At 71.2% G+C, this 19,100-nt stretch carries 19 protein-coding genes; 13 read left to right on the top strand and 6 right to left on the bottom strand.

The features are described 5' to 3' along the window. The first annotated feature begins 183 nt into the window (after positions 1 to 183). From CFK38_RS02535 to CFK38_RS02525, 3 genes are all read left to right on the top strand, one after another. Positions 184 to 645: a MaoC family dehydratase gene (locus CFK38_RS02535; RefSeq protein ID WP_096804182.1), complete on the top strand. Its 462-nt coding sequence runs from the start codon at positions 184 to 186 to the stop codon at positions 643 to 645. After that, on the top strand, positions 642 to 1,637 hold the full coding sequence (locus CFK38_RS02530) for an HpcH/HpaI aldolase/citrate lyase family protein (protein ID WP_245851199.1): 996 nt from the start codon (positions 642 to 644) through the stop codon (positions 1,635 to 1,637). The genes CFK38_RS02535 and CFK38_RS02530 overlap by 4 nt, the downstream gene beginning before the upstream one ends. Before the next feature lie 65 nt (positions 1,638 to 1,702). Beyond that, positions 1,703 to 2,872, top strand: coding sequence for an acyl-CoA dehydrogenase family protein (locus CFK38_RS02525; protein WP_245851271.1), 1,170 nt, complete (start codon positions 1,703 to 1,705; stop codon positions 2,870 to 2,872). Between the two features lie 39 nt (positions 2,873 to 2,911). Here the strand turns inward: CFK38_RS02525 and CFK38_RS02520 are convergent, their stop codons facing one another. Together CFK38_RS02520 and CFK38_RS02515 are read right to left on the bottom strand one after the other, a co-directional pair. Further along, positions 2,912 to 3,814, bottom strand: coding sequence for a hypothetical protein (locus tag CFK38_RS02520; RefSeq protein ID WP_245851198.1), 903 nt, complete (start codon positions 3,812 to 3,814; stop codon positions 2,912 to 2,914). 156 nt (positions 3,815 to 3,970) lie between these two features. After that, complete coding sequence (locus CFK38_RS02515) at positions 3,971 to 5,368, bottom strand: MFS transporter (RefSeq protein ID WP_096801660.1); 1,398 nt, start codon at positions 5,366 to 5,368, stop codon at positions 3,971 to 3,973. 225 nt (positions 5,369 to 5,593) lie between these two features. Between CFK38_RS02515 and CFK38_RS02510 the strand changes: the two genes are divergently transcribed. The 3 genes from CFK38_RS02510 to CFK38_RS02500 are packed head-to-tail and all read left to right on the top strand — an operon-like array spanning position 5,594 to position 8,480. After that, complete coding sequence (locus CFK38_RS02510) at positions 5,594 to 6,814, top strand: thiolase family protein (protein ID WP_096801659.1); 1,221 nt, start codon at positions 5,594 to 5,596, stop codon at positions 6,812 to 6,814. Next, positions 6,814 to 7,620 carry an enoyl-CoA hydratase/isomerase family protein gene (locus CFK38_RS02505; RefSeq protein ID WP_096801658.1) on the top strand — a complete coding sequence of 269 codons (807 nt, stop codon included), beginning with the start codon at positions 6,814 to 6,816 and terminating at the stop codon, positions 7,618 to 7,620. The genes CFK38_RS02510 and CFK38_RS02505 overlap by 1 nt, the downstream gene beginning before the upstream one ends. Then, positions 7,617 to 8,480, top strand: a complete 864-nt coding sequence (locus CFK38_RS02500) for a 3-hydroxyacyl-CoA dehydrogenase family protein (protein WP_096801657.1) — start codon at positions 7,617 to 7,619, stop codon at positions 8,478 to 8,480. Before CFK38_RS02505 ends, CFK38_RS02500 begins: the two co-directional genes overlap by 4 nt. Before the next feature lie 12 nt (positions 8,481 to 8,492). Here the strand turns inward: CFK38_RS02500 and CFK38_RS02495 are convergent, their stop codons facing one another. Further along, complete coding sequence (locus CFK38_RS02495; protein WP_096801656.1) at positions 8,493 to 8,912, bottom strand: PaaI family thioesterase; 420 nt, start codon at positions 8,910 to 8,912, stop codon at positions 8,493 to 8,495. A 110-nt stretch (positions 8,913 to 9,022) separates the two neighbouring features. Here CFK38_RS02495 and paaZ point away from each other — a divergent pair, with 110 nt between their 5' ends. The 4 genes from paaZ to CFK38_RS02475 all read left to right on the top strand — a co-directional run bounded on the left by paaZ (position 9,023) and on the right by CFK38_RS02475 (position 14,217). Further along, on the top strand, positions 9,023 to 11,167 hold the full coding sequence (gene paaZ, locus CFK38_RS02490) for a phenylacetic acid degradation bifunctional protein PaaZ (RefSeq protein WP_420835787.1): 2,145 nt from the start codon (positions 9,023 to 9,025) through the stop codon (positions 11,165 to 11,167). Further along, positions 11,148 to 12,209, top strand: a complete 1,062-nt coding sequence (locus CFK38_RS02485) for a 3-hydroxyisobutyryl-CoA hydrolase (protein WP_096801654.1) — start codon at positions 11,148 to 11,150, stop codon at positions 12,207 to 12,209. Before paaZ ends, CFK38_RS02485 begins: the two co-directional genes overlap by 20 nt. Before the next feature lie 155 nt (positions 12,210 to 12,364). After that, positions 12,365 to 13,639 (top strand): AAA family ATPase, encoded by a 1,275-nt coding sequence (locus CFK38_RS02480; protein ID WP_096801653.1) that lies wholly within the window; start codon positions 12,365 to 12,367, stop codon positions 13,637 to 13,639. Between the two features lie 14 nt (positions 13,640 to 13,653). After that, positions 13,654 to 14,217 carry a hypothetical protein gene (locus CFK38_RS02475; protein WP_157773321.1) on the top strand — a complete coding sequence of 188 codons (564 nt, stop codon included), beginning with the start codon at positions 13,654 to 13,656 and terminating at the stop codon, positions 14,215 to 14,217. A gap of 46 nt (positions 14,218 to 14,263) precedes the next feature. Here CFK38_RS02475 and CFK38_RS02470 read toward each other — a convergent pair whose 3' ends face one another. The 3 genes from CFK38_RS02470 to paaI are packed head-to-tail and all read right to left on the bottom strand — an operon-like array spanning position 14,264 to position 16,667. Further along, positions 14,264 to 14,878, bottom strand: a complete 615-nt coding sequence (locus CFK38_RS02470) for a TetR/AcrR family transcriptional regulator (RefSeq protein WP_096801651.1) — start codon at positions 14,876 to 14,878, stop codon at positions 14,264 to 14,266. Positions 14,879 to 14,908: 30 nt separating this feature from the next. Continuing rightward, positions 14,909 to 16,225, bottom strand: a complete 1,317-nt coding sequence (locus CFK38_RS02465) for a phenylacetate--CoA ligase family protein (RefSeq protein ID WP_096801650.1) — start codon at positions 16,223 to 16,225, stop codon at positions 14,909 to 14,911. 43 nt (positions 16,226 to 16,268) lie between these two features. Further along, complete coding sequence (paaI, locus tag CFK38_RS02460; RefSeq protein WP_096804179.1) at positions 16,269 to 16,667, bottom strand: hydroxyphenylacetyl-CoA thioesterase PaaI; 399 nt, start codon at positions 16,665 to 16,667, stop codon at positions 16,269 to 16,271. Between the two features lie 272 nt (positions 16,668 to 16,939). Here paaI and paaA point away from each other — a divergent pair, with 272 nt between their 5' ends. Genes paaA through paaC form a run of 3 tightly spaced genes read left to right on the top strand, consistent with a single transcriptional unit; the run spans position 16,940 to position 19,091 of the window. After that, positions 16,940 to 17,926 (top strand): 1,2-phenylacetyl-CoA epoxidase subunit PaaA, encoded by a 987-nt coding sequence (gene paaA, locus CFK38_RS02455; protein WP_096801649.1) that lies wholly within the window; start codon positions 16,940 to 16,942, stop codon positions 17,924 to 17,926. Between the two features lie 2 nt (positions 17,927 to 17,928). Beyond that, complete coding sequence (gene paaB, locus CFK38_RS02450; protein ID WP_096801648.1) at positions 17,929 to 18,231, top strand: 1,2-phenylacetyl-CoA epoxidase subunit PaaB; 303 nt, start codon at positions 17,929 to 17,931, stop codon at positions 18,229 to 18,231. A 23-nt stretch (positions 18,232 to 18,254) separates the two neighbouring features. Next, a complete protein-coding gene (gene paaC / locus CFK38_RS02445) occupies positions 18,255 to 19,091 on the top strand; it encodes a 1,2-phenylacetyl-CoA epoxidase subunit PaaC (RefSeq protein ID WP_096804178.1) in 837 nt (278 codons plus the stop codon). The last annotated feature ends 9 nt before the right edge of the window (positions 19,092 to 19,100 follow it).

Raw genomic sequence — 19,100 nt, 5'->3', positions numbered from 1 at the left:
GACTCGGTCCATGAGCCGGCCCCCGGCCACGACCCGGTGCCCGGCCCCGGTGCCGATTCGGTCCACGACTCCGGCGAGGACGCCGGCTCCGGTCCGGTCCACGACTCCGCCGAGGGTGTCGGCCCCGGTCCCGGCCCCTCCCTCCCGGACCTCCCCGACGGCCCCCGCATCGTCCAGCGAGGGATGTACGCCGACGAGCTGCAGAGCGGTGCGACCTACGTGCACCGCCCCGGCCGCACCATCAGCGAGGCGGACAACGTCCTGTTCTCCACCATGACGATGAACCCGCAGGCCCTCCACCTCGATGCCGCCTGGAGCGAGACCACCGAGTTCGGGCAGCGCCTGGTGAACTCGATGCTCACCCTCGCGACCGTCGTCGGCGCCTCGGTCGCCCAGATCACCCAGGGCACCCTGGTGGCGAACCTCGGCTTCGGGGAGATCTCCTTCCCCCACCCGCTGCACCACGGCGACACGCTCTACAGCGAGACCACCGTGCTCGGTGTCCGCGCCTCCGGCTCCCGGCCCGGTCAGGCGGTCGTCTCCCTCGTCCACACCGGCCGCAACCAGCACGGCGAGGTCGTGGTCCGCGCCGCCCGCACCACCCTCATGCACTACCGACCCACGCCCGACCAGGAGATCTCATGACCATGACGCACGAGCACCTGACCCCCGGCAGCCGGGTCACCTGCCGCGAGCGGCACGGCGCCCCGGACGCCCACCCGGGCGAGGGCCACGAGACCTTCCCGCTGGGCCCCTCCCTGCTGTTCTGCCCCGGGGATCGGCCCGACCGCTTCGCCAAGGCCGCGGACCGGGCCGACGCCGTGATCCTCGATCTCGAGGACGCCGTCGCCCCGGAGAACAAGCGTGCCGCCCGCGAGGCCGTCGCCGCCCACCCGCTGGACCCGGCGCGCACCATCATCCGGGTCAACGCCCCCGACGGGCCTGACTTCGACGCGGACCTGCGAGCGCTGAGCGCGCACCGTCCCCGCTGGGTGATGCTGCCCAAGGCGAGCAGCCTCTCCGCCGTGGACCGCCTCGTCGGCGCCCTGCCCGGCGTGCAGGTGGTGGCGCTGTGCGAGACGGCTCGCGGCATCCTCGCCGCACCCACGCTGGCCGCCCACCCGGATGTGGCGGCGCTGATGTGGGGCGGGGAGGATCTCATCGCCTCCCTCGGCGGCACCTCCTCCCGCCACGCCGACGGCAGCTACCGCGACGTGGTCCGCCACGCCCGCTCCAGCGTGCTGCTGGCCGCCCGCGCCCACGGCCGCAGCGCGATCGACGCCATCCACATCGACCTCGCCGACGAGGACGGCTGGCGCACCGAGGCCGAGGACGCTGCGGCCAGCGGCTTCACCGCCACCGCCTGCATCCATCCCGCCCAGGCCGCCGCCGTCCGTGCCGCCTATGCGCCGAGTCCCGCCGAGGCCGCCTGGGCCCGCGGGGTCCTCGCCGCCGCCGAGCGGCACAGCACCGGTGTGTTCGAGCACGAGGGACGCATGGTCGACGGACCGATCCTGCGCCATGCCCGCTCACTGGCCACGCGCAGCCTCGCGAGCGCCCTCGACCCGCGGACCCCGGCTCCGCACAGCCCTGATCAGCAGAGCCCCGATCAGCAGAGCCCCGCGCAGGACTCATGAGCACCGCAGCCCCCGAGAAGGAGACCTCTGTGAGCACCACCCCCACGCCCCCGCCCGGCACCGACATGCTGAGCGAGGAGCACCAGCGCCTGGCCGCGCAGGTCCGCGAGTTCGCCGACGAGGTCGTCGCCCCCGCCAGCTACGAGTACGACACCGCGCGGCGCCTGCCGATGGAGATCATCGCCCAGATGGGGCAGCTGGGACTGTTCGGGCTGCCGATCCCGCGCGAGTACGGCGGGCAGGGCAGGGACTACCTCTCGCTGTGCCTCGCGGTGGAGCAGCTGGCCCGGGTGGACCAGTCCATCGCCGTCACCCTCGAGGCCGGACTGGGCCTCGGCGCGATGCCGATCCTGACCTTCGGCACCGACGCCCAGAAGGAGCGCTACCTGCCGGCGCTGGCCCGCGGTGAGGAGCTCGCCGGCTTCGGGCTCACCGAGGCGGACGCGGGCTCCGATGCCGGCGGCACCCGCACCACCGCTCGTCTCGAGGACGGCCAGTGGGTGATCGACGGGACCAAGCAGTTCATCACCAACTCCGGCACCCCCATCACCTCCCTGGTCACCGTCACCGCCGTCACCGGGCAGCGCCGGCGCAGCGACGGATCCAGCACCCCGGAGCTGACCAGCATCATCGTCCCCACCGACACCCCCGGATTCACCGTCCTGCCCGACTACGACAAGGTGGGCTGGCACACCTCCGACACCCACCCGCTGCTGCTCGAGGACGTGCGCGTGCCCGAGGAGAACCTGCTGGGGGCGCAGGGCCGCGGCTTCTCCAACTTCCTGACCATCCTCGACCAGGGCCGGGTGGCGCTGGGCGCGCTGTGCGTGGGCGCCGCCCAGGGCTGTGTCGAACAGGCCGTGGACTACGCCCAGCAGCGCGTGGTGTTCGGCAGGACCCTCGGCGAGAACCAGCACATCGCCTTCACCATCGCCCGCATGCAGTCCCGGGTCGCCGCCGCCCGCGCCGTCGTGCACGAGGCCGCGCGCCGCCTGGATGCCGGGATGCCCTTCAGCAACGAGGCCTCCATCGCCAAACTGGTCAGCAGCGAGGCCGCCGTCGCCAACGCCCGCGACGCCTGCCAGATCTGGGGCGGCAACGGCTTCATGAACGAGAACGTGGTGGCCCGCCACTACCGCGACTCCCGCATCCTCGAGGTGGGGGAGGGCTCCACCGAGGTGCAGCTCGGGATCATCGCCAAGCATCTGGGGTTCCCGAACGCGCTGACCGGGTGAGGGCGTCCGCGGGCCGCGGCGTCGAGACGCCGCGGCCTCTCAGCGGTCGATGAAGGGGTCGCTCGAGGGCTCGGGGAAGCGCGCCCGGAGGAACTCGGAGTGCACGTCCAGGCTGCGGCTGACGCCGGCGACGATGTCGTTCTCCAGCCGGTCGATGCTGCCTGCGAGCACGGTCAGCTGCTCATCGATGCTGTGCAGGTTCTCGATGGCCCGCTCTCGCGCCCCCTCGGTGGTGGTGGGATCGAGGAAGCCGACGGTGTCCTCGAGGGCATCCACGAGGTCCGGGACGTAGCGGTCGGCCATCCCCTCGAGCAGCATCACGTCGGCGTCCGAGGCGCGGCGCGACTGGATGGCCGCAGAATCCAGCAGGGCATCGATCCGCAGCAGCAGCGTCTCGGCCCGGTGCAGGATCTGCGAGACGGTCGAGCCGCGGGCCCGCCGCTGCATCCGCTGCAGCCGTCGCCGCTGCTGGCGGGAGTCCTTGACGACCTTCTCGAGCATCGTGCGGGTCGCGGCGGGGATCTCGGTGGTGCTGCGTCCCAGTCGCACCGGGCGCGGTGCGCGGTTGCGGAGCAGGAACGCGCTGCCGCCCCCGACGACGGCGGCGATCCCGAGCCCGGCCAGCAGCGGGCCGAGCAGTCCGGCGCCGCCCACCAGGCTGCTCACGCCGAGGGTGATGAAGCTGCTGAGGCCGACCACGCCGGCGAGCACGGTCGGCACGCCGTGGGTGAGCCAGCGACCACGGCGTCGGCGGGGCACGACCGTCGTCGAGAACGGGGCATGGACCTTTCCCTCCAGCGGGCGCTGACCCGGCGCCCACGGCGCGGCGCGTCGCGGGGCCCGCGGGATGCCGGAGCCGCGCCGGGCGGAGGGGTCCGGGCGCGGAGGCATGCCGGTCCGTCGCACCGGCTGCTGCCGTGGCGGTCGGTTCTGAGCATTCATGGGCATCCGCGCACCTCCCGGCGGGAGCTGAGGGCGACGACGGAATGTCTCCGCCGGTCTCCGCGAGGGTGGCCTCGGCTCCTCACCATCGACGACTTCCAGGGTATCGCGAGGCTCCGGGAAGGGGCTGGGGGCTATCCCCCGACCTGGTGCGGCTCACTCCTCGCGCTTGACCTCCGCGGCGAGGGCGGCGTCCTCGGGATGCTCCTGCAGGTACTCCCGCTCGGCCTCCTCGACGTGGAGGTCCTTGCCCTCGATGGACTTGGGCACCATCGACACGGCGATGAACGAGATCAGCGCGAGCACCGCGATGTAGACACCGATCGTCCATCCGGATCCGGTCCGGTTCAGCAGCAGCTGCGCGATCATCGGTGCGAAGGCGCCGCCGACGATGGAGCCGAGGGCGTAGCCGATGGACACCCCCGAGTAGCGGACCCGGGCCGGGAACATCTCGGCGTACAGCGCCGACTGCGGGCCGTAGGACGGGCCGAGACCGACGGTCAGCAGCACGATCGCCAGGGTGAACAGGGGCAGGGAGGCGGTGTCCAGCAGGAACCACATGGGGATGGCCCACAGGATGATGATCCCGTAGCCGATCTGGAAGGTGAGGATCTTGCCGATCCGGTCGCCGATCCAGCCGCCGAACATCGTGAAGACCAGCCAGCTGACGCCGCCGATGAAGCTCGCGATGAGCGTCGAGGTGCGGGACATGTCCAGCACGTTGGACCCGTACGAGGCGAAGAAGGCGATCACCAGGTAGCCGGCCGCATTGTTGGCCGCGAAGATCAGGGCCGCGAGGATGACGTTCTTCTTGTGGTCGCGCAGCAGGACGCGCAGCGGGGCGGCGGATTCCTTCTTCCGCAGCTGCATCTCCTTGAAGACGGGCGACTCCTCGACGGCGCGGCGGATGATGTACCCGATCAGGATCAGCACCGCGGAGGAGAGGAACGGGATCCGCCAGCCCCAGGTCTGGAAGGCCTCGGGGCTCATCGAGCTGGTCAGGATGGTCATGAAGGCCGTGGCCAGCAGCATGCCGATGGGCACGCCGATCTGCGGGTAGGAGCCGAAGGCGCTGCGCTTGTTGCGCGGAGCGTGCTCGACGGACATCAGGGCCGCGCCGCCCCATTCGCCGCCGGCGGAGAAGCCCTGCACCACACGCAGCAGGATGAGGATGATCGGTGCCCAGATGCCGATGGTCGCGTAGGTGGGCAGCAGACCGATCAGGGCGGTCGCGCCGCCCATCCCCACCAGCGTGACGACCAGGACCATCTTGCGGCCGAGCCGGTCACCGAGATGACCGGCGACGACGGCGCCGAGCGGGCGGAAGAGGAAGCTGATGCCCAGCGAGGCCCAGGAGATGACCTGGGCGAGGCCGGGGTTGTCATCGGCCACCGGACCGAAGTACAGCGGCGCCAGCACGAAGGCGGCCGCCTGGGCGTAGATGAAGTAGTCGTACCACTCGATGGTGGTGCCTACCAGGGTGCTGGCCAGCACCTTCTTCTCTTCGGCGCTCCGTCTCGGGGCGGGTGCAACATCGTTGTCGCGGGTACTCATCGGACGCTCCTGTCGCGGCGTCGGAGGTCTCGCGCCTCGATGCACGGGACCCGGGGGCATGAACGAACGTTCGGTCGCTATCGCTATCGGAGTGTAGGGCATCGATGGCGCGCTCGTTTGACCGACCTGCCCCGAGATGGGACTCTGGGCGCACGCGGTGAATGAACGGTCGGTAAGCGATGGCGGCGTCGGTCCGCGTCGTCGACCGAGGACGGAGGACCCGACGTGTCAGAAGCATTCCTGGTGGGCGGGGCGCGCACGCCCGTCGGACGCTACGGCGGCGCCCTGTCCTCCGTGCGCCCGGACGATCTGGCCGCACTGGTCGTGCGCGCCGCCGTCGAGCGCGCCGGCATCGACCCCGCCGCGGTCGACGAGGTGATCCTCGGCAACGCCAACGGCGCCGGCGAGGAGAACCGCAACGTGGCCCGCATGGCCTGGCTCCTGTGCGGATATCCGGACGCGGTCCCCGGCATCACGGTGAACCGCCTGTGCGCCTCCGGCATGAGCGCGATCCTCATGGCCTCCCAGATGATCCGCGCCGGGGACGCCGACCTCGTCGTCGCCGGCGGCGTGGAGTCGATGTCCCGCGCCCCCTGGGTGATGGAGAAGCCCGCGCAGCCCTTCGCCCGCCCCGGGGCGGTGGTCGACACCTCGATCGGCTGGCGCTTCACCAATCCCGCCTTCCTCTCCGGGCAGTGCTCCCGGGACGGGAAGGCCACCTTCTCCATGCCCGAGACCGCCGAGGAGGTCGCCCGCCGCTACCGGACCAGCCGCGAGGACTGCGACGCCTTCGCCGCCCGCTCCCATCAGCGAGCCCTGGCCGCGATCGATGCGGGTCGCTTCTCCGCGGAGATCGCCCCGGTCACCGTCGCGGACCGCAAGGGTCGCGAGAGCGTGGTCCAGGACGACGAGGGGCCGCGCCCCGGCTCCACGCCCGAGGTCCTCGCCGGGCTGCGCCCGGTGGTGCCCGGCGGCTCCGTGGTGACCGCCGGCAACGCCTCCTCGCTCAACGACGGCGCCTCCGCGATCGTGGTCGCCTCCGAGGCGGCGGTGGACAAGTTCGGCCTGCGGCCCCGTGCCCGGGTGCTCGCCGGCGCCTCCGCAGGGCTGGCGCCCGAGATCATGGGCATGGGGCCGGTCCCCTCGACCCGGAAGGTGCTCGAGCGCACCGGGCGGGCGGTCGAGGATCTCGCGGCCGTCGAGCTCAACGAGGCCTTCGCCTCGCAGTCCCTGGCGAGCATGCGGGAGCTCGGGCTCGACCCCGCCACCGTGAACAACGACGGCGGTGCCATCGCCCTCGGCCATCCGCTGGGCTCCTCCGGCTCCCGCATCGCACTGACCCTGCTGGGGCGGCTGGAGCGGGAGGCGTCTCCCGGCGACCTCGGCCTGGCCACGATGTGCGTCGGCGTCGGCCAGGGGTCCGCGATGCTGGTGGAGGCCGTCTGATGACCAGCGTGACCCCGCCCCGTCCCGTGCTGGATCCTGCGGCCTTCACCGCTCTGCGGCTCGAGGAGCGCCAGGACCGGCTGCTGGCCAGGCTGGACCGCCCGGCGGTGAAGAACGCGATCGACCAGACCATGGTCGACGAGCTCCACGCCGTCTGCGCCCACCTCGAACGCACTCCCAAGATCCTGGTCCTGGCCGGCACTCCGGCCGATCCGCAGAGGGGGACGAAGGGCGTCTTCGCCTCCGGGGCGGACATCTCCCAGCTGCGCGAGCGGCGCCGCGACGATGCGCTCGCGGGCATCAACTCGTCCGCCTTCGAGCGCATCGCCTCCCTGCCGATGCCCGTCATCGCCGCCCTCGACGGTCATGCCCTGGGCGGCGGCGCGGAGCTCGCCTACGCCGCTGACTTCCGGCTCGGCACCCCGCAGCTGCGGATGGGCAACCCGGAGACCGGGCTCGGCATCATCGCCGCCGCCGGCGCGATGTGGCGCCTCGCCGAGCTCGTCGGGGAGCCGACGGCCAAGGAGATCCTGCTGGCCGGCAGGATCCTGACCGGTGAGGACTGCCTGCGCATCGGCCTGATCACCGAGCTGGTCGAACCCGCCGAGCTGCTCCCCGCGGCCGACGCGCTCGCCGATCGGATCGCCGCCCAGGACCCGCTGGCCGTGCGCCTGTCCAAGCAGGTCTTCCACGCACCGCGCGAGGCGCATCCGATGATCGACACCCTGGCCCAGGGGATGCTCTTCGACTCCGACGCCAAGTTCGACCGCATGCAGGCGTTCCTCGACCGGAAGCAGGCACGATGACCGCTCCGTCCCCCTCCCTGCCCGCCACGGTCGGCGTCCTCGGCGGCGGCCGCATGGGTGCCGGCATCGCGCACGCCTTCCTGCTCGGCGGTGCCGACGTCCTCGTCGTCGAGCGGGACGCCGCGGCTGCCGCGGCGGCCCGGGACCGCGTCACCCGCTCCACGCACGCCTCGCAGGAGCGCGGACTGCTCGAGGGCTCCGTCGAGGACGCCCTCGCCCGGCTGCGGGTCTCCGTGGACGCCGCGGACCTCGCCGACCGCCAGCTGGTGATCGAGGCGGTGCCCGAGGACCGCGCGCTGAAGGTCGCCTCCCTGCAGCGCGTGGAGAGCCACCTGCGCCCCGACGCGGTCCTGGCCTCGAACACCTCCTCGCTGTCCGTGACCGACCTGGCGACCGTGCTGGAGCGCCCGGAGAACTTCCTGGGCCTGCACTTCTTCAACCCCGTCCCCGCCTCCGACCTGATCGAGGTGGTGGTGGGGGAGCGCACCGGTCCGGAGCTCGTGGACGCCGCCCGGGCGTGGACCGAAGCGCTCGGGAAGACCGCCGTCGTGGTCCGCGATGCCCCCGGCTTCGCCTCCTCGCGCCTCGGAGTGGCGATCGCCCTGGAGGCCATCCGCATGGTGGAGGAGGGTGTCGCCGCGCCCGAGGACATCGACAACGCCATGGTGCTCGGCTATCGGCACCCGACGGGTCCGTTGCGCACCACCGACCTCGTCGGGCTCGAGGTGCGCCTGGGGATCGCCGAGCACCTCGCCTCCACCCTTGGGCCCCGCTTCGAGCCGCCGCAGCTGCTGCGCGACAAGGTCGCCCGGGGGGAGCTCGGCCGCAAATCGGGCACGGGGTTCTTCGACTGGAGCTGAGGGTCCGTGGGCTCAGCCGTGCTCGGGGTCGATGAGCATGCTGGTGATCCGCAGCGTGCACAGGCGCTTGCCCGACTCGTGCTCGATCACGACCTCGTGCGTGGCGATCCGCCGCCCCAGATGCAGCGGGGTGGCGGTCAGGGTGACCATCCCGTCCCGGGCGCCCCGGTGATGGGTCGCGGAGACGTCGACGCCGACGGCGACCTTGCCCATCGTGGAGGCATGCTTGACGGCGGCCCAGGAGCCGACGGCCTCCCCGGCGGCGAGGGAGGCACCTCCGTGCAGGCGGCCCAGCGACTGCCGGTTGCCCTCGACCGGCATGGTGGCCACCACCTTCTCGAGGGACTCCTCGAGGATGCGCACCCCCATCTTCTCGTCGAGCTCTCCCAGGGTGATCGTCCAGATGTCGCCCGTGGCGGCGTCCGCGTCCATGTCTGCTCCTCCCGTGGTGACGGGCGTGACCCATGCCACCGTGTTTGCTATGGTCCCTATGCTGACCGAACGTTCAGAAAGGTACCAGCCGGATGAGTACACAGACCAGCATGCCGACCGCCGCCGCCCACGACGCCGTGGACGCGCCCGTGGTCCCGAGCTACGTGCGCGACGGCTGGTGGCTGCCCGCGGAGGACTCCCGACTGGCCGTCGTGGCCGATGCCAGCACGGGGGAGCCGGTCGCCCGCTTCGGTGCCGAGGGGCTGGACCTCGGTGAGGTCGTCGAGCACGCCCGCACCGTGGGCCGCCGCACGCTGGGGGAGATGTCCCTCCACGAACGGGCGCTGCGCCTGAAGGAGCTCGCCAAGCACCTCTTCGGGCAGCGCGAGGAGCTGTACGAGATCACCGTCAGCTCCGGCGTCACCACCAAGGACAACCTGGTGGACGTCGACGGCGGCATCGGCACCCTGTTCACCTACTCCTCCAAGGGCCGCCGCGAACTGCCGAACTCGAACGTGGTCACCGAGGGCCCCATCGAACAGCTCTCCGCGGACGGCTCCTTCCTGGGCGGCCATGTGCTGACCCGCATCCCGGGCGTCGCCGCGCAGATCAACGCCTTCAACTTCCCGGTCTGGGGCATGCTGGAGAAGTTCGCGCCCGCCTTCATCGCCGGGGTCCCCACCCTCGTCAAGCCCGCGACCCCCACCGGCTACATCACCGCGGCGGCGGTGCGGATGATGGTCGAGTCCGGCCTGCTGCCCGACGGCTCGCTGCAGCTGATCTCCGGCTCCGCGCGGGGCCTGCTGGACGTCCTGGACCACCGCGACATGCTCTCCTTCACCGGTTCGGCGGACACCGCCGGCGCACTGCGCTCGCACCCGCACGTGGTGCACGGCGGCGTGCGCTTCACCGCCGAGGCGGATTCGCTCAACGCCGCGGTCCTGGGCCCCGACGCCACCGAGGGCACGCCGGAGTTCGACGCCTTCATCCGCGCCGTGGTCACCGAGATGACCGTCAAGGCGGGCCAGAAGTGCACCGCGATCCGCCGCGTGATCGTCCCCGAGGCGCAGCGGGAGGCCGTGACCGCCGCCCTGGGCCGACGGATCCGGGACAAGGTCGTCCTCGGCGATCCCCGCGCCGCGGGCGTCACCATGGGTGCCCTGGCCTCGCGCGATCAGCTGCGCGACGTGCGCGGCGCCGTCGAGGAGATGCTCGCCGCCGGCGGCCGGATCGCCCACGGCGCGCTCGAGACCCCCGTGGTGCGCACCCTCTCCGGGGAGGACGCCACTGCCGACGAGGGTGCCTTCCTGGCACCGATCGTGCTGACCTGGGAGGACCCGGGCGCCGAGGCCGTGCACTCCCGGGAGGCCTTCGGCCCCGTCACCTCCGTGCTGGGCTACCGCGACCTGGACGACGCCGTGCGCCTCGCCGCCCGCGGCGGCGGCTCGCTGGTCGCCACCGTCTGCACCCATGACCCGGACACCGCACGCGAGCTCACGGTCGGGATCGCCGGCCACCACGGGCGCGTCCACCTCCTCGACCGCGACACCGCCCGCTCCTCGACCGGGCACGGCGCGGCCATGCCCCAGCTCGTGCACGGCGGACCGGGCCGTGCCGGCGGCGGCGAGGAGCTCGGCGGCACCCGGGCGGTGAAGCACCACATGCAGCGCACCGCCGTCCAGGGCTCACCCGATCTCCTCACCGCGGTCACCGGCCTGTGGCACACCGGGGCCGCCCAGCGCCTGGCGGGGGACCCGGAGTTCGGCGGGAGCGCCGAGGAGATCCACCCCTTCCGCAAGTCCCTCGCCGAGCTGCGCCTCGGCGACGGCGTCGCCTCGGGACTGCGGACGGTCTCCGAGGAGGAGATCAGCGCCTTCGCCCAGACCACCGGCGACACCTTCTACGCGCACACGGACCCGGAGGCGGCCGCGGCGAACCCGTTCTTCCCCGGGATCGTCGCGCACGGATACCTGCTGGTGTCCTGGGGCGCCGGGCTCTTCGTCGACCCCGCCCCCGGGCCGGTGCTGGCCAACTACGGGCTGGAGGACCTGCGCTTCCTCACCCCGGTGGCGGTCGGCGACTCGATCCGCATCACCCTGACCGCCAAGCGCATCACCCCGCGCGTGACGGACGAGCACGGCGAGGTCCGCTGGGACGCCGTCATCCACAACCAGGACGGCGAGGTCGTCGCCACCTACGACGTGCTGACGCTGGTGGAGAAGGAGAACACGACCTATGCCGGCTGGAACGCCTGACATCGCCGCCGACGACGAGGTCCTGATCCGCCGCTCCGGGCACCTGGCAGAGCTGATCCTGCACCGCCCCCGGGCCCTGAACGCCCTGAACCGGGGGATGATCGACACCGTCCGCGCCCAGCTGGACGCCTGGCGCGAGGACGACACGGTGGCCACCGTGCTGCTGACCGGTGCGGGGACCAAGGGGCTCTGCGCCGGCGGGGACGTCCGCTCCGTGCACGGCGCGATGGTCGAGGGCCGGTACCAGGAGTGCGACGGACTGTTCGCGGCCGAGTACGCCATGAACGCGATGATCGCCGACTACCCCAAGCCCTATGTCGCGTTCATGGACGGCATCGTGCTCGGCGGCGGGCTCGGGATCTCCGGCCACGGCTCGCACCGCATCGTCACCGAGCGGACGCGCCTGGGGATGCCGGAGACCGGCATCGGCTTCTTCCCCGACGTCGGCGGAGCGCATCTGCTGGGGCGCGCGCCGTTCGGCGCCGGACTGCACATGGCGCTCACCGGCGCCCACATCACCGGCGCGGATGCCCTGGCGTTCGGCATCGCCGACCACTACGTGCCCGCCGCCCGCCGGGCGGACCTGGCGCGGGCGCTGGAGACCCTCCCGGCCGATGCCGCCATCGCCGAGGTCGCCGAGCAGGCACCCCCGGCCCCGCTCACCGAGCGGCGCCGCTGGATCGAGTCCTGCTATGCGCACGAGAGTGCGGAGGAGATCGTCGCCGCCCTGCACGCCGACGGGGACCCGGAGGCGGTCGCAGCGGCGGGGACGATCCTTGCCAAGTGCCCCACCTCCGTGAAGATCGCCCTCGCCCACGTGCGGGCCGCCCGCGGGGCCGGCTCCGTGCACGAGGTGCTGGAGAGGGATCTCCGCCTCGCCCACCACCTGGTCCGCGGTCCGAACTTCCGCGAGGGCGTGCGAGCGCTGCTGGTGGACAAGGATCGCAGCCCCCACTGGGAGCCGGCCGCCCTCGAGCAGGTCCGCGCGGAGGACATCGCCGGGGGTCTCGTACCGTTCGCCACGCGCGAGTCGAGGCGGTGACGCTGCGGAGGGGCCGGACCTCGATTCGTGCACGCCGTCGAGCTATGGAGCCGGTCCGGGTACGCCGTGGCCGATGATCACCACTGCTAGGCTCGTCGAGGCTGCCAGGAGATGCTCCGCTGCCGCACACCGAGGAGATCCGAGAGGGACACTCCATGTTCACCCAACTCCGCCTGCAAGATTTCAAGAGCTTCGAAGACACCACCTTCGCGCTGGACGCATTCACACTGCTGATCGGCTCCAATGCGAGCGGCAAGTCGAATGTGCGTGACGCGTTGCGGATCCTCCACGGCGTGGGCCGCGGGTACTCGGTGGCCGAGATCCTGGGCGAGAAGTGGGCCGAGGGCGGCGTGCGCGTGTGGACCGGGGTACGCGGAGGGGCCCGGCAGGCGGTGCGCTACGGCGTCGAGGACCACGCTTTCCAGATCACGGCGGACTTCACCATCCCGAGCGGTGCCGGATCGGCCCGTCCCATTCCGATGAGCTACCGCATCACCTTCAGGGTCGAGGAGAACACGCCCGAAGTTGTCGGCGAAGCCTTGATGGAACGCGGAAAGTACGTGTTCGAAACCCATCCCGACGGTGTCGGCCTGGGATCGGGCGCTGCGCACCGAACGATCAAAGCGCGGGTTCGTTCGCGGGGCGGCCGCCCCCCGGAGCAGGCATTTCTCACCGACCGCCCGCTGCTCACCCAGATGCTGGAGCCGGGCGCAGCCACCGAGAGCAATCGATGGGCCGCACAGCGGGCGCAGCAGTTCCTCGGCGCGATGCGTTTCCTCGACCTCGACCCAGATGCCGCTCGCCGGAGCAGCCAACGCGGCATCACCACCCTGGGTGACCGCGGGGACAACCTTTCCTCGGTACTTGCTGACCTGTCCGACTCCGACTCCGCCCGTAACGTACTCACCTCGTGGATCCGTGCCCTCACGCCGATGGATGCCGTGGACCTCCGCTTCGATGATGATCTGAACGGCAATACCCTTGCCGTGCTCATCGAGGGCAATGGGCATGAGACTCCCCTGGTCTCCGCATCGGACGGCACCGTCCGTTTCCTTGCGATGGTGGCGGCGATGCTTCACGAATCCACTCCGCGTGTGCTGTTCTTCGAAGAACTGGAAAACGGCATCCACCCTCATCGGGTGGACCTCCTGCTCGACCTCATCGAGACCAGCGTCCGCGACAGCGGGGCCCAGGTGATCGCCACGTCCCACTCGCCGCAGCTGCTCGAGCACGGCTATCACGCGGAGGACGCCCGCCCCATCCTCATCGCCCGCTCCGCGGACGGCATCAGCGTTGCTCGCGACGTGAAGAGTGAGAGCAGCATGACCGAGGTCATCGATCAGGACGACCTCTCAGACCTCATGAGCGACGGTTGGTTCGAGGACATGGCCGCGCTGTCCGCTGAACCCGAGTCGGAGGAGGGGCGATGAGCTTCAATGTCATCGTGATCCCCGAGGATGATCGCCTCGACACCTACGTCCTCACCCCCGTGTTGAAGGCAGCTTTGACCCATATCGGAAAAACGCAGGCCACACTGCGAATGGTCTCCAACCCTCATCCTCGCGGAATTGACATCGTGCTCACGATGGACTTCTTCGACCAGGTGATGCGGCGGTACGGGACCGCTGATCTCTTCTTGTACTGCATCGACCGCGACGGCAGTGCGCGCAATGATGCCCGCCTGCGTTCCACGGTGCTGAGTGCCTCCGAGAGAGTCCGTGCCAGGCAGCGCGTCGATGGTCGCACAGCTCACCAAGAGGTCGAGGTGTGGGGACTCGCCGGTTGCGATCGTGAACTGCTCGCGGACCCTTGGGCGAGCATCCGTGCGCATCGGGACCCCAAGGAGGCGTACTTCGATGGGGTCGCGGAGGCGCTGGGTGTCCACCGGGGGCCAGGCCGCGGCCGTGAGCACATCGGCCGTCTGGCGGGTGCCAGCTACGGTCGCGTCAGACAGCTGTGTCCCGAACTGCAGGAGATCGAGACCATATTCCTGGATGCGGCAGGCTGAGCGCGGTCCGCGGCCGCAGTGCCCGGTGGCCCTCGAGCCTCAGGGGCTAGGGCCGCGCCCGCAGCCCGTCCAGCGCCATCGCGACCACCAGGTCCTCCACCTGCGCCGCGGGGACGGGGCCGTCCGCCCGGAACCACTCGGCCATCGAGCTGATCATCCCGAACAGCAGCCGGGTGCTGGTGCGGGCATCGACGTCCTCCCGCAGCACGCCCTCCTGCTGGGCCCTGCCCACGAGCTCGGCAGCCATCACGTCGATGTCGCGGCGACGGCGCAGCGCGTCCCGCTCGACGTCGGTGTTGCCCCGCAGGCGCAGCAGGAGCGTCACGTACGGCTGCCGATCGATCAGCACCCGCACGGTGGCGCGCAGCATGTGCTCGAGCCGCTCCGCCACCGGTCCGGTGCGGATGGAGTCATCCTCCGTGAGCGCCTCGAGCGGGACCAGGGCCTCGTCCAGAGCCAGCCGCAGCAGGTGCTCCTTGGACTGCACATGGTGGTAGATCGCCGATTTGCTGACCCCCAGCTCTCCCGCCAGCATGCCCATCGACGTCGCGTCGTAGCCGTGCCGATTGAACACCTGGACGGAGAGAGCGAGCACCGACTCCTGGTCGTAGCCGGGACGCCCCGGACGGGACGCCCCCACAGGGGCGGGGGTCGACGGCACTCGGTCCTCCTCGGGGCAGGGGCGCGGGGCTCAGAGCCCGCGCAGGTCGTGAATCCGCTTCAGCTTACCGACCGACCGGGGCAGGACGCCCGGGTCGACCACCTCGATGCGGCAGCTGGATCCGATGCCCTTCTTGATCCGCGCGCCCAGCTCGGCAGCGGCCTCCCGGGCACGCTCGCCCGAGCACTCCTCGCGCCGTTCGATCCGCACCGCGAGCTGGTCCATCCGGTCCGGACGCGTCAGCTCCAGCTGGAAGTGCGGGGAGAGCCCGTCGACGGTCAGCGCGATCTCCTCGATCTGGGTGGGGAAGAGGTTCACGCCGCGCAGGATGATCATGTCGTCGGACCGCCCCGAGATGCGTCCCATCCGGCGGTGGCCCGGGTACGCGCTGCCCGGGTGCAGCGTGGACAGATCATGGGTGCGGTAGCGGATGATGGGCAGGGCCTGCTTGGTCAGAGCGGTGAGGACGAGCTCCCCGGGCTCCCCGTCCGCGAGCACGCCCGCGTCGAAGGGGTCGATGATCTCGGGTCGGAAATGGTCCTCCCAGACGTGATTGCCGTCCTTGGTGAGGATCGACTCGCCCGCCACCCCGGGTCCCATCACCTCCGACAGCCCGTAGATGTCGCAGGCATCGATGTCGAACATCTCCTCGAGCTCGGTGCGCATCTCCTCGGTCCAGGGCTCGGCGCCCAGGACCCCGACCTTCAGCGAGGTGGTGCGCGGATCGATCCCCTGGCGCCTCATGGCGTCCCCGATGGTCAGCAGATAGGTCGGGGTGCACAGGATCGCGTCCGGCGCGAAATCGCGGATGAGGGTGATCTGCTTGTCCGTCTGCCCGCCGGACATCGGGATCACGGTGGTGCCCAGGTGCTCGGCGGCGTCATGGGCCCCCAGCCCGCCGGTGAACAGGCCGTACCCGTAGGCGTTGTGCACCTTCCATCCCGGCTGCACCCCGGAGGCGTGCAGGCAGCGGGCGCCGAGCTTCGCCCAGTCGTCCAGGTCCTGGCGGGTGTAGCCGACCACGGTCGCCCGGCCGGTGGTCCCGGAGGAGGCGTGGATGCGGGCCACCTCCTGCTGCGGGACCGCGAACATCCCGAAGGGGTAGGACCGGCGCAGGTCCTCCTTGTCCGTGAAGGGGAACTTCGCGAGGTCGGAGAGCTCTCTGAGGTCGTCGGGGTGGACGCCCGCGGCATCGTACTTCTCGCGGTACAGCGGCACCCTGGCGTAGGCGCGCGCGATCGTGGAGCGCAGACGTTCGAGCTGCAGGGCCTCGATCTGGTCGCGGCTCATGGTGAGCTCGGGATCCGACGGGCTGGTCGCCGGAGTGGAGGCGGGGGCGGTGGTCATCGGGAACCTTCCGGTCGGGAGTGGGGGAGGGGGCGCCGCGGCGTCAGGGACGACGCACGGTCCGGGAGCGGCCCCGGAACTCGGCGATGACCTCGGTGCTGCCATCCGTCCGTCGCTGGTGGACCCGGACGTCGTAGATGCCGCTGCGGCCCGCCTGCTGGCGACGCTCGGCGACCGCGGTCAGCAGGCTCCCCGCCACTCCCTGTCCCAGGAAGTCGATGTCGGCCCCGGAGGCCACGGTCACCGTGTCCGGGGAGCTGCGGGCAGGATTGCAGGCCATCGCGAACGCGGTGTCGGCCAGGGAGAAGATCATCCCCCCGTGGGCGATCCCGAAGCCGTTGAGCATCTCGGGGCGCAGCGTCATGGTGATGACGGCATGGCCGTCGGAGACCTCCTGGACCTCGATGCCCAACCATTCGGAGGTGCGGTCCCCGGCCAGCATCTCGTGGTGGCGGGCCCGCTCGCGGGTGGCATCGGCGGTGTCGGTCACGTGTCCTCCGGTGAGTCGTCGTCGACTGCGATTCAGCATACTGAACGTTCATGAGGGAATCGCACGCAGTGATCCCCGTCAAGTCCGGGGGCGCGGTTGACGGCGCCCCGCGGACTCCGTAGTGTAACTTACCGAACGATCAGTCAGCACGGCGGGCGCGACAGCCCGAGAGCTGACCGTCCGCAGCGCCCCCGGCGCGCAGCGCCCGTAGCAAGGAGGAGACGATGGCCGAGCAGAGCAGCGTCGGCGCGACCGGTGTCCTGTCCCCGCAGGAGGTGGCCGGTCGGGAGGCGTTCGAGGAGCTCATCGCCGAGGACTCCCGGGTCGAGCCGCGCGACTGGATGCCCGCGGACTACCGCAAGAGCCTCACGCGCCAGATGTCCCAGCACGCCCATTCCGAGATCATCGGCATGCAGCCCGAGGCGAACTGGATCACGCGCGCCCCCAGCCTGAAGCGCAAGTCGATCCTGATGGCGAAGGTGCAGGACGAGGCCGGCCACGGCCTGTATCTGTACTCCGCCACGGAGACCCTCGGCACGAGCCGCGACGAGCTCACCGACCAGCTCATCTACGGCTCGGCGAAGTACTCCTCGATCTTCAACTATCCGGCCCGCAGCTGGGCGGACATGGGCGCCATCGGCTGGCTCGTCGACGGTGCCGCCATCGTCAACCAGGTGCCGCTGTGCCGCGCCTCCTACGCCCCCTACGGGCGGGCCATGGTCCGCATCTGCAAGGAGGAGTCCTTCCACCAGCGGCAGGGCTGGGAGATCCTCTACGAGCTCTCCCACGGCTCCCCTGCGCAGAAGCAGATGGCGCAGGACGCGGTGGACCGCTTCTACGCGCCGGCCCTGATGATGTTCGGCCCGCCGGATGCCGACTCCCCGAACTCGCAGCAGTCCATGGCCTGGAACATCAAACGCTTCAGCAACGACGAGCTGCGCCAGCGCTTCGTGGGGATGATCGTCGAGCAGGCCGAGGCCCTCGGCCTCACCCTCCCGGATCCGGAGCTGCGCTTCGACGAGGAGTCGGGCCAGTGGATCCACCAGGACCTGGACTGGGACGAGTTCATGCGCGTGATCAAGGGCGGCGGTCCCTGCAACGCACAGCGGATGGCCCGTCGCCGCGACGCGCACGAGGACGGCGCCTGGGTGCGCGAGGCCGCCGCGGCCTACGCCCGCGACCGGGCCGACGAGATGGACGAGGTGGCCTGACCATGACCGAGCAGATCCCCGCCTCGGCCGGATGGCCGCTGTGGGAGGTGTTCGTGCGGTCCTCGCGCGGCCTCTCCCACGTCCACGCCGGATCGCTGCACGCCCCGGACTCCGAGATGGCCGTCCAGAACGCCCGTGACCTGTACACCCGTCGGAACGAAGGGGTCTCCCTCTGGGTGGTCCGCTCCCGCGACATCACCACCTCGGATCCCGATGCGAAGGGTCCGATGTTCGAGTCGGCGAAGGGCAAGGACTACCGTCACGCCACCTATTACACGAAGAGCCAGGGGGTGAAGCACCTGTGACCGCCTCGACCAGCACCCCGTCCATGGAGGGCTCGGGCGATGCCACCGCCTCCGCGACCCGCATCACCCCGGGCAACGCGCTGCGCCCCGAGGACATCGCCCAGCAGGGCGACGTCCCCGGCGACGAGAACGTGGCCGCCTACGCCCTGCGCCTGGGGGACGACGCCCTGATCCTGGCCCAGCGCCTGTCCCACTGGATCTCGCGCGCCCCCGAGCTGGAGGAGGACGTGGCCCTGGGCAACATCGCCCTGGACCAGCTCGGTCACGCCCGCTCCTTCCTGACCTACGCGGGCCGGTTCGACGGCCGCACCGAGGACGATCTCGCCTATTTCCGCGAGGAGGAGGAGTTCCGCTGCCTGCACCTGGTCGAACAGCCCAACGGCGACTTCGCGGTGACGATCGTGCGCCAGCTGCTGCTGGCCGTCTACCAGCACCTGCTGTACTCGCGGCTGGTGGACTCGCAGGACGCCACCCTGTCCGCCATCGCCGCCAAGGCGATCAAGGAGGTCGACTACCACCTCGAGCACGCCCGCCTGTGGACCCTGCGCCTGGGCCGCGGCACCGAGGAGTCCGCGCGCCGCATGCGCCGCGCCCTGGAGCGGCTGTGGCCCTACACCGAGGAGCCCTTCGGCGACGAGCCGCTGCACGACGAGCTCGACTCCATCGCCGTGCGCCCCTCGAGCCTGCGCGGGGAGTGGGAGGCCCGCGTGCAGGAGATCCTGGCGGAGGCCGGACTCGAGGCCCCGCAGGTGGCCGCCGCCTGGTGCGCCGGCCGCAGCGGGGAGCATTCCGAGCACCTGGGCTTCCTGCTGGCCGAGATGCAGTCGCTGGCCCGCAAGCACCCCGGCGCCACCTGGTGAGCACCCGAG

Source organism: Brachybacterium vulturis (genome assembly GCF_002407185.1).
Lineage (GTDB): Bacteria > Actinomycetota > Actinomycetes > Actinomycetales > Dermabacteraceae > Brachybacterium > Brachybacterium vulturis.
The sequence above is the reverse complement of the archived record's forward strand: the minus strand, read 5'-3'. Positions and strand labels throughout refer to the sequence as shown.

What these genes read in the sequence shown, in the direction of transcription:
- CFK38_RS02530 (WP_245851199.1), top strand. Translation starts at nt 642, where the DNA reads ATGACCATGACGCACGAGCACCTGACCCCCGGCAGCCGGGTCACCTGC.
- paaC (WP_096804178.1), top strand. Translation starts at nt 18,255, where the DNA reads ATGGAGGGCTCGGGCGATGCCACCGCCTCCGCGACCCGCATCACCCCG.
- CFK38_RS02525 (WP_245851271.1), top strand. Translation starts at nt 1,703, where the DNA reads ATGCTGAGCGAGGAGCACCAGCGCCTGGCCGCGCAGGTCCGCGAGTTC.
- CFK38_RS02495 (WP_096801656.1), bottom strand. Translation starts at nt 8,912, where the DNA reads ATGGACGCGGACGCCGCCACGGGCGACATCTGGACGATCACCCTGGGA.
- CFK38_RS02500 (WP_096801657.1), top strand. Translation starts at nt 7,617, where the DNA reads ATGACCGCTCCGTCCCCCTCCCTGCCCGCCACGGTCGGCGTCCTCGGC.
- CFK38_RS02515 (WP_096801660.1), bottom strand. Translation starts at nt 5,368, where the DNA reads ATGAGTACCCGCGACAACGATGTTGCACCCGCCCCGAGACGGAGCGCC.
- CFK38_RS02480 (WP_096801653.1), top strand. Translation starts at nt 12,365, where the DNA reads ATGTTCACCCAACTCCGCCTGCAAGATTTCAAGAGCTTCGAAGACACC.
- paaA (WP_096801649.1), top strand. Translation starts at nt 16,940, where the DNA reads ATGGCCGAGCAGAGCAGCGTCGGCGCGACCGGTGTCCTGTCCCCGCAG.
- paaB (WP_096801648.1), top strand. Translation starts at nt 17,929, where the DNA reads ATGACCGAGCAGATCCCCGCCTCGGCCGGATGGCCGCTGTGGGAGGTG.
- paaI (WP_096804179.1), bottom strand. Translation starts at nt 16,667, where the DNA reads ATGCTGGCCGGGGACCGCACCTCCGAATGGTTGGGCATCGAGGTCCAG.
- CFK38_RS02535 (WP_096804182.1), top strand. Translation starts at nt 184, where the DNA reads ATGTACGCCGACGAGCTGCAGAGCGGTGCGACCTACGTGCACCGCCCC.
- CFK38_RS02505 (WP_096801658.1), top strand. Translation starts at nt 6,814, where the DNA reads ATGACCAGCGTGACCCCGCCCCGTCCCGTGCTGGATCCTGCGGCCTTC.
- CFK38_RS02465 (WP_096801650.1), bottom strand. Translation starts at nt 16,225, where the DNA reads ATGACCACCGCCCCCGCCTCCACTCCGGCGACCAGCCCGTCGGATCCC.
- CFK38_RS02485 (WP_096801654.1), top strand. Translation starts at nt 11,148, where the DNA reads ATGCCGGCTGGAACGCCTGACATCGCCGCCGACGACGAGGTCCTGATC.
- CFK38_RS02520 (WP_245851198.1), bottom strand. Translation starts at nt 3,814, where the DNA reads ATGAATGCTCAGAACCGACCGCCACGGCAGCAGCCGGTGCGACGGACC.
- paaZ (WP_420835787.1), top strand. Translation starts at nt 9,023, where the DNA reads ATGCCGACCGCCGCCGCCCACGACGCCGTGGACGCGCCCGTGGTCCCG.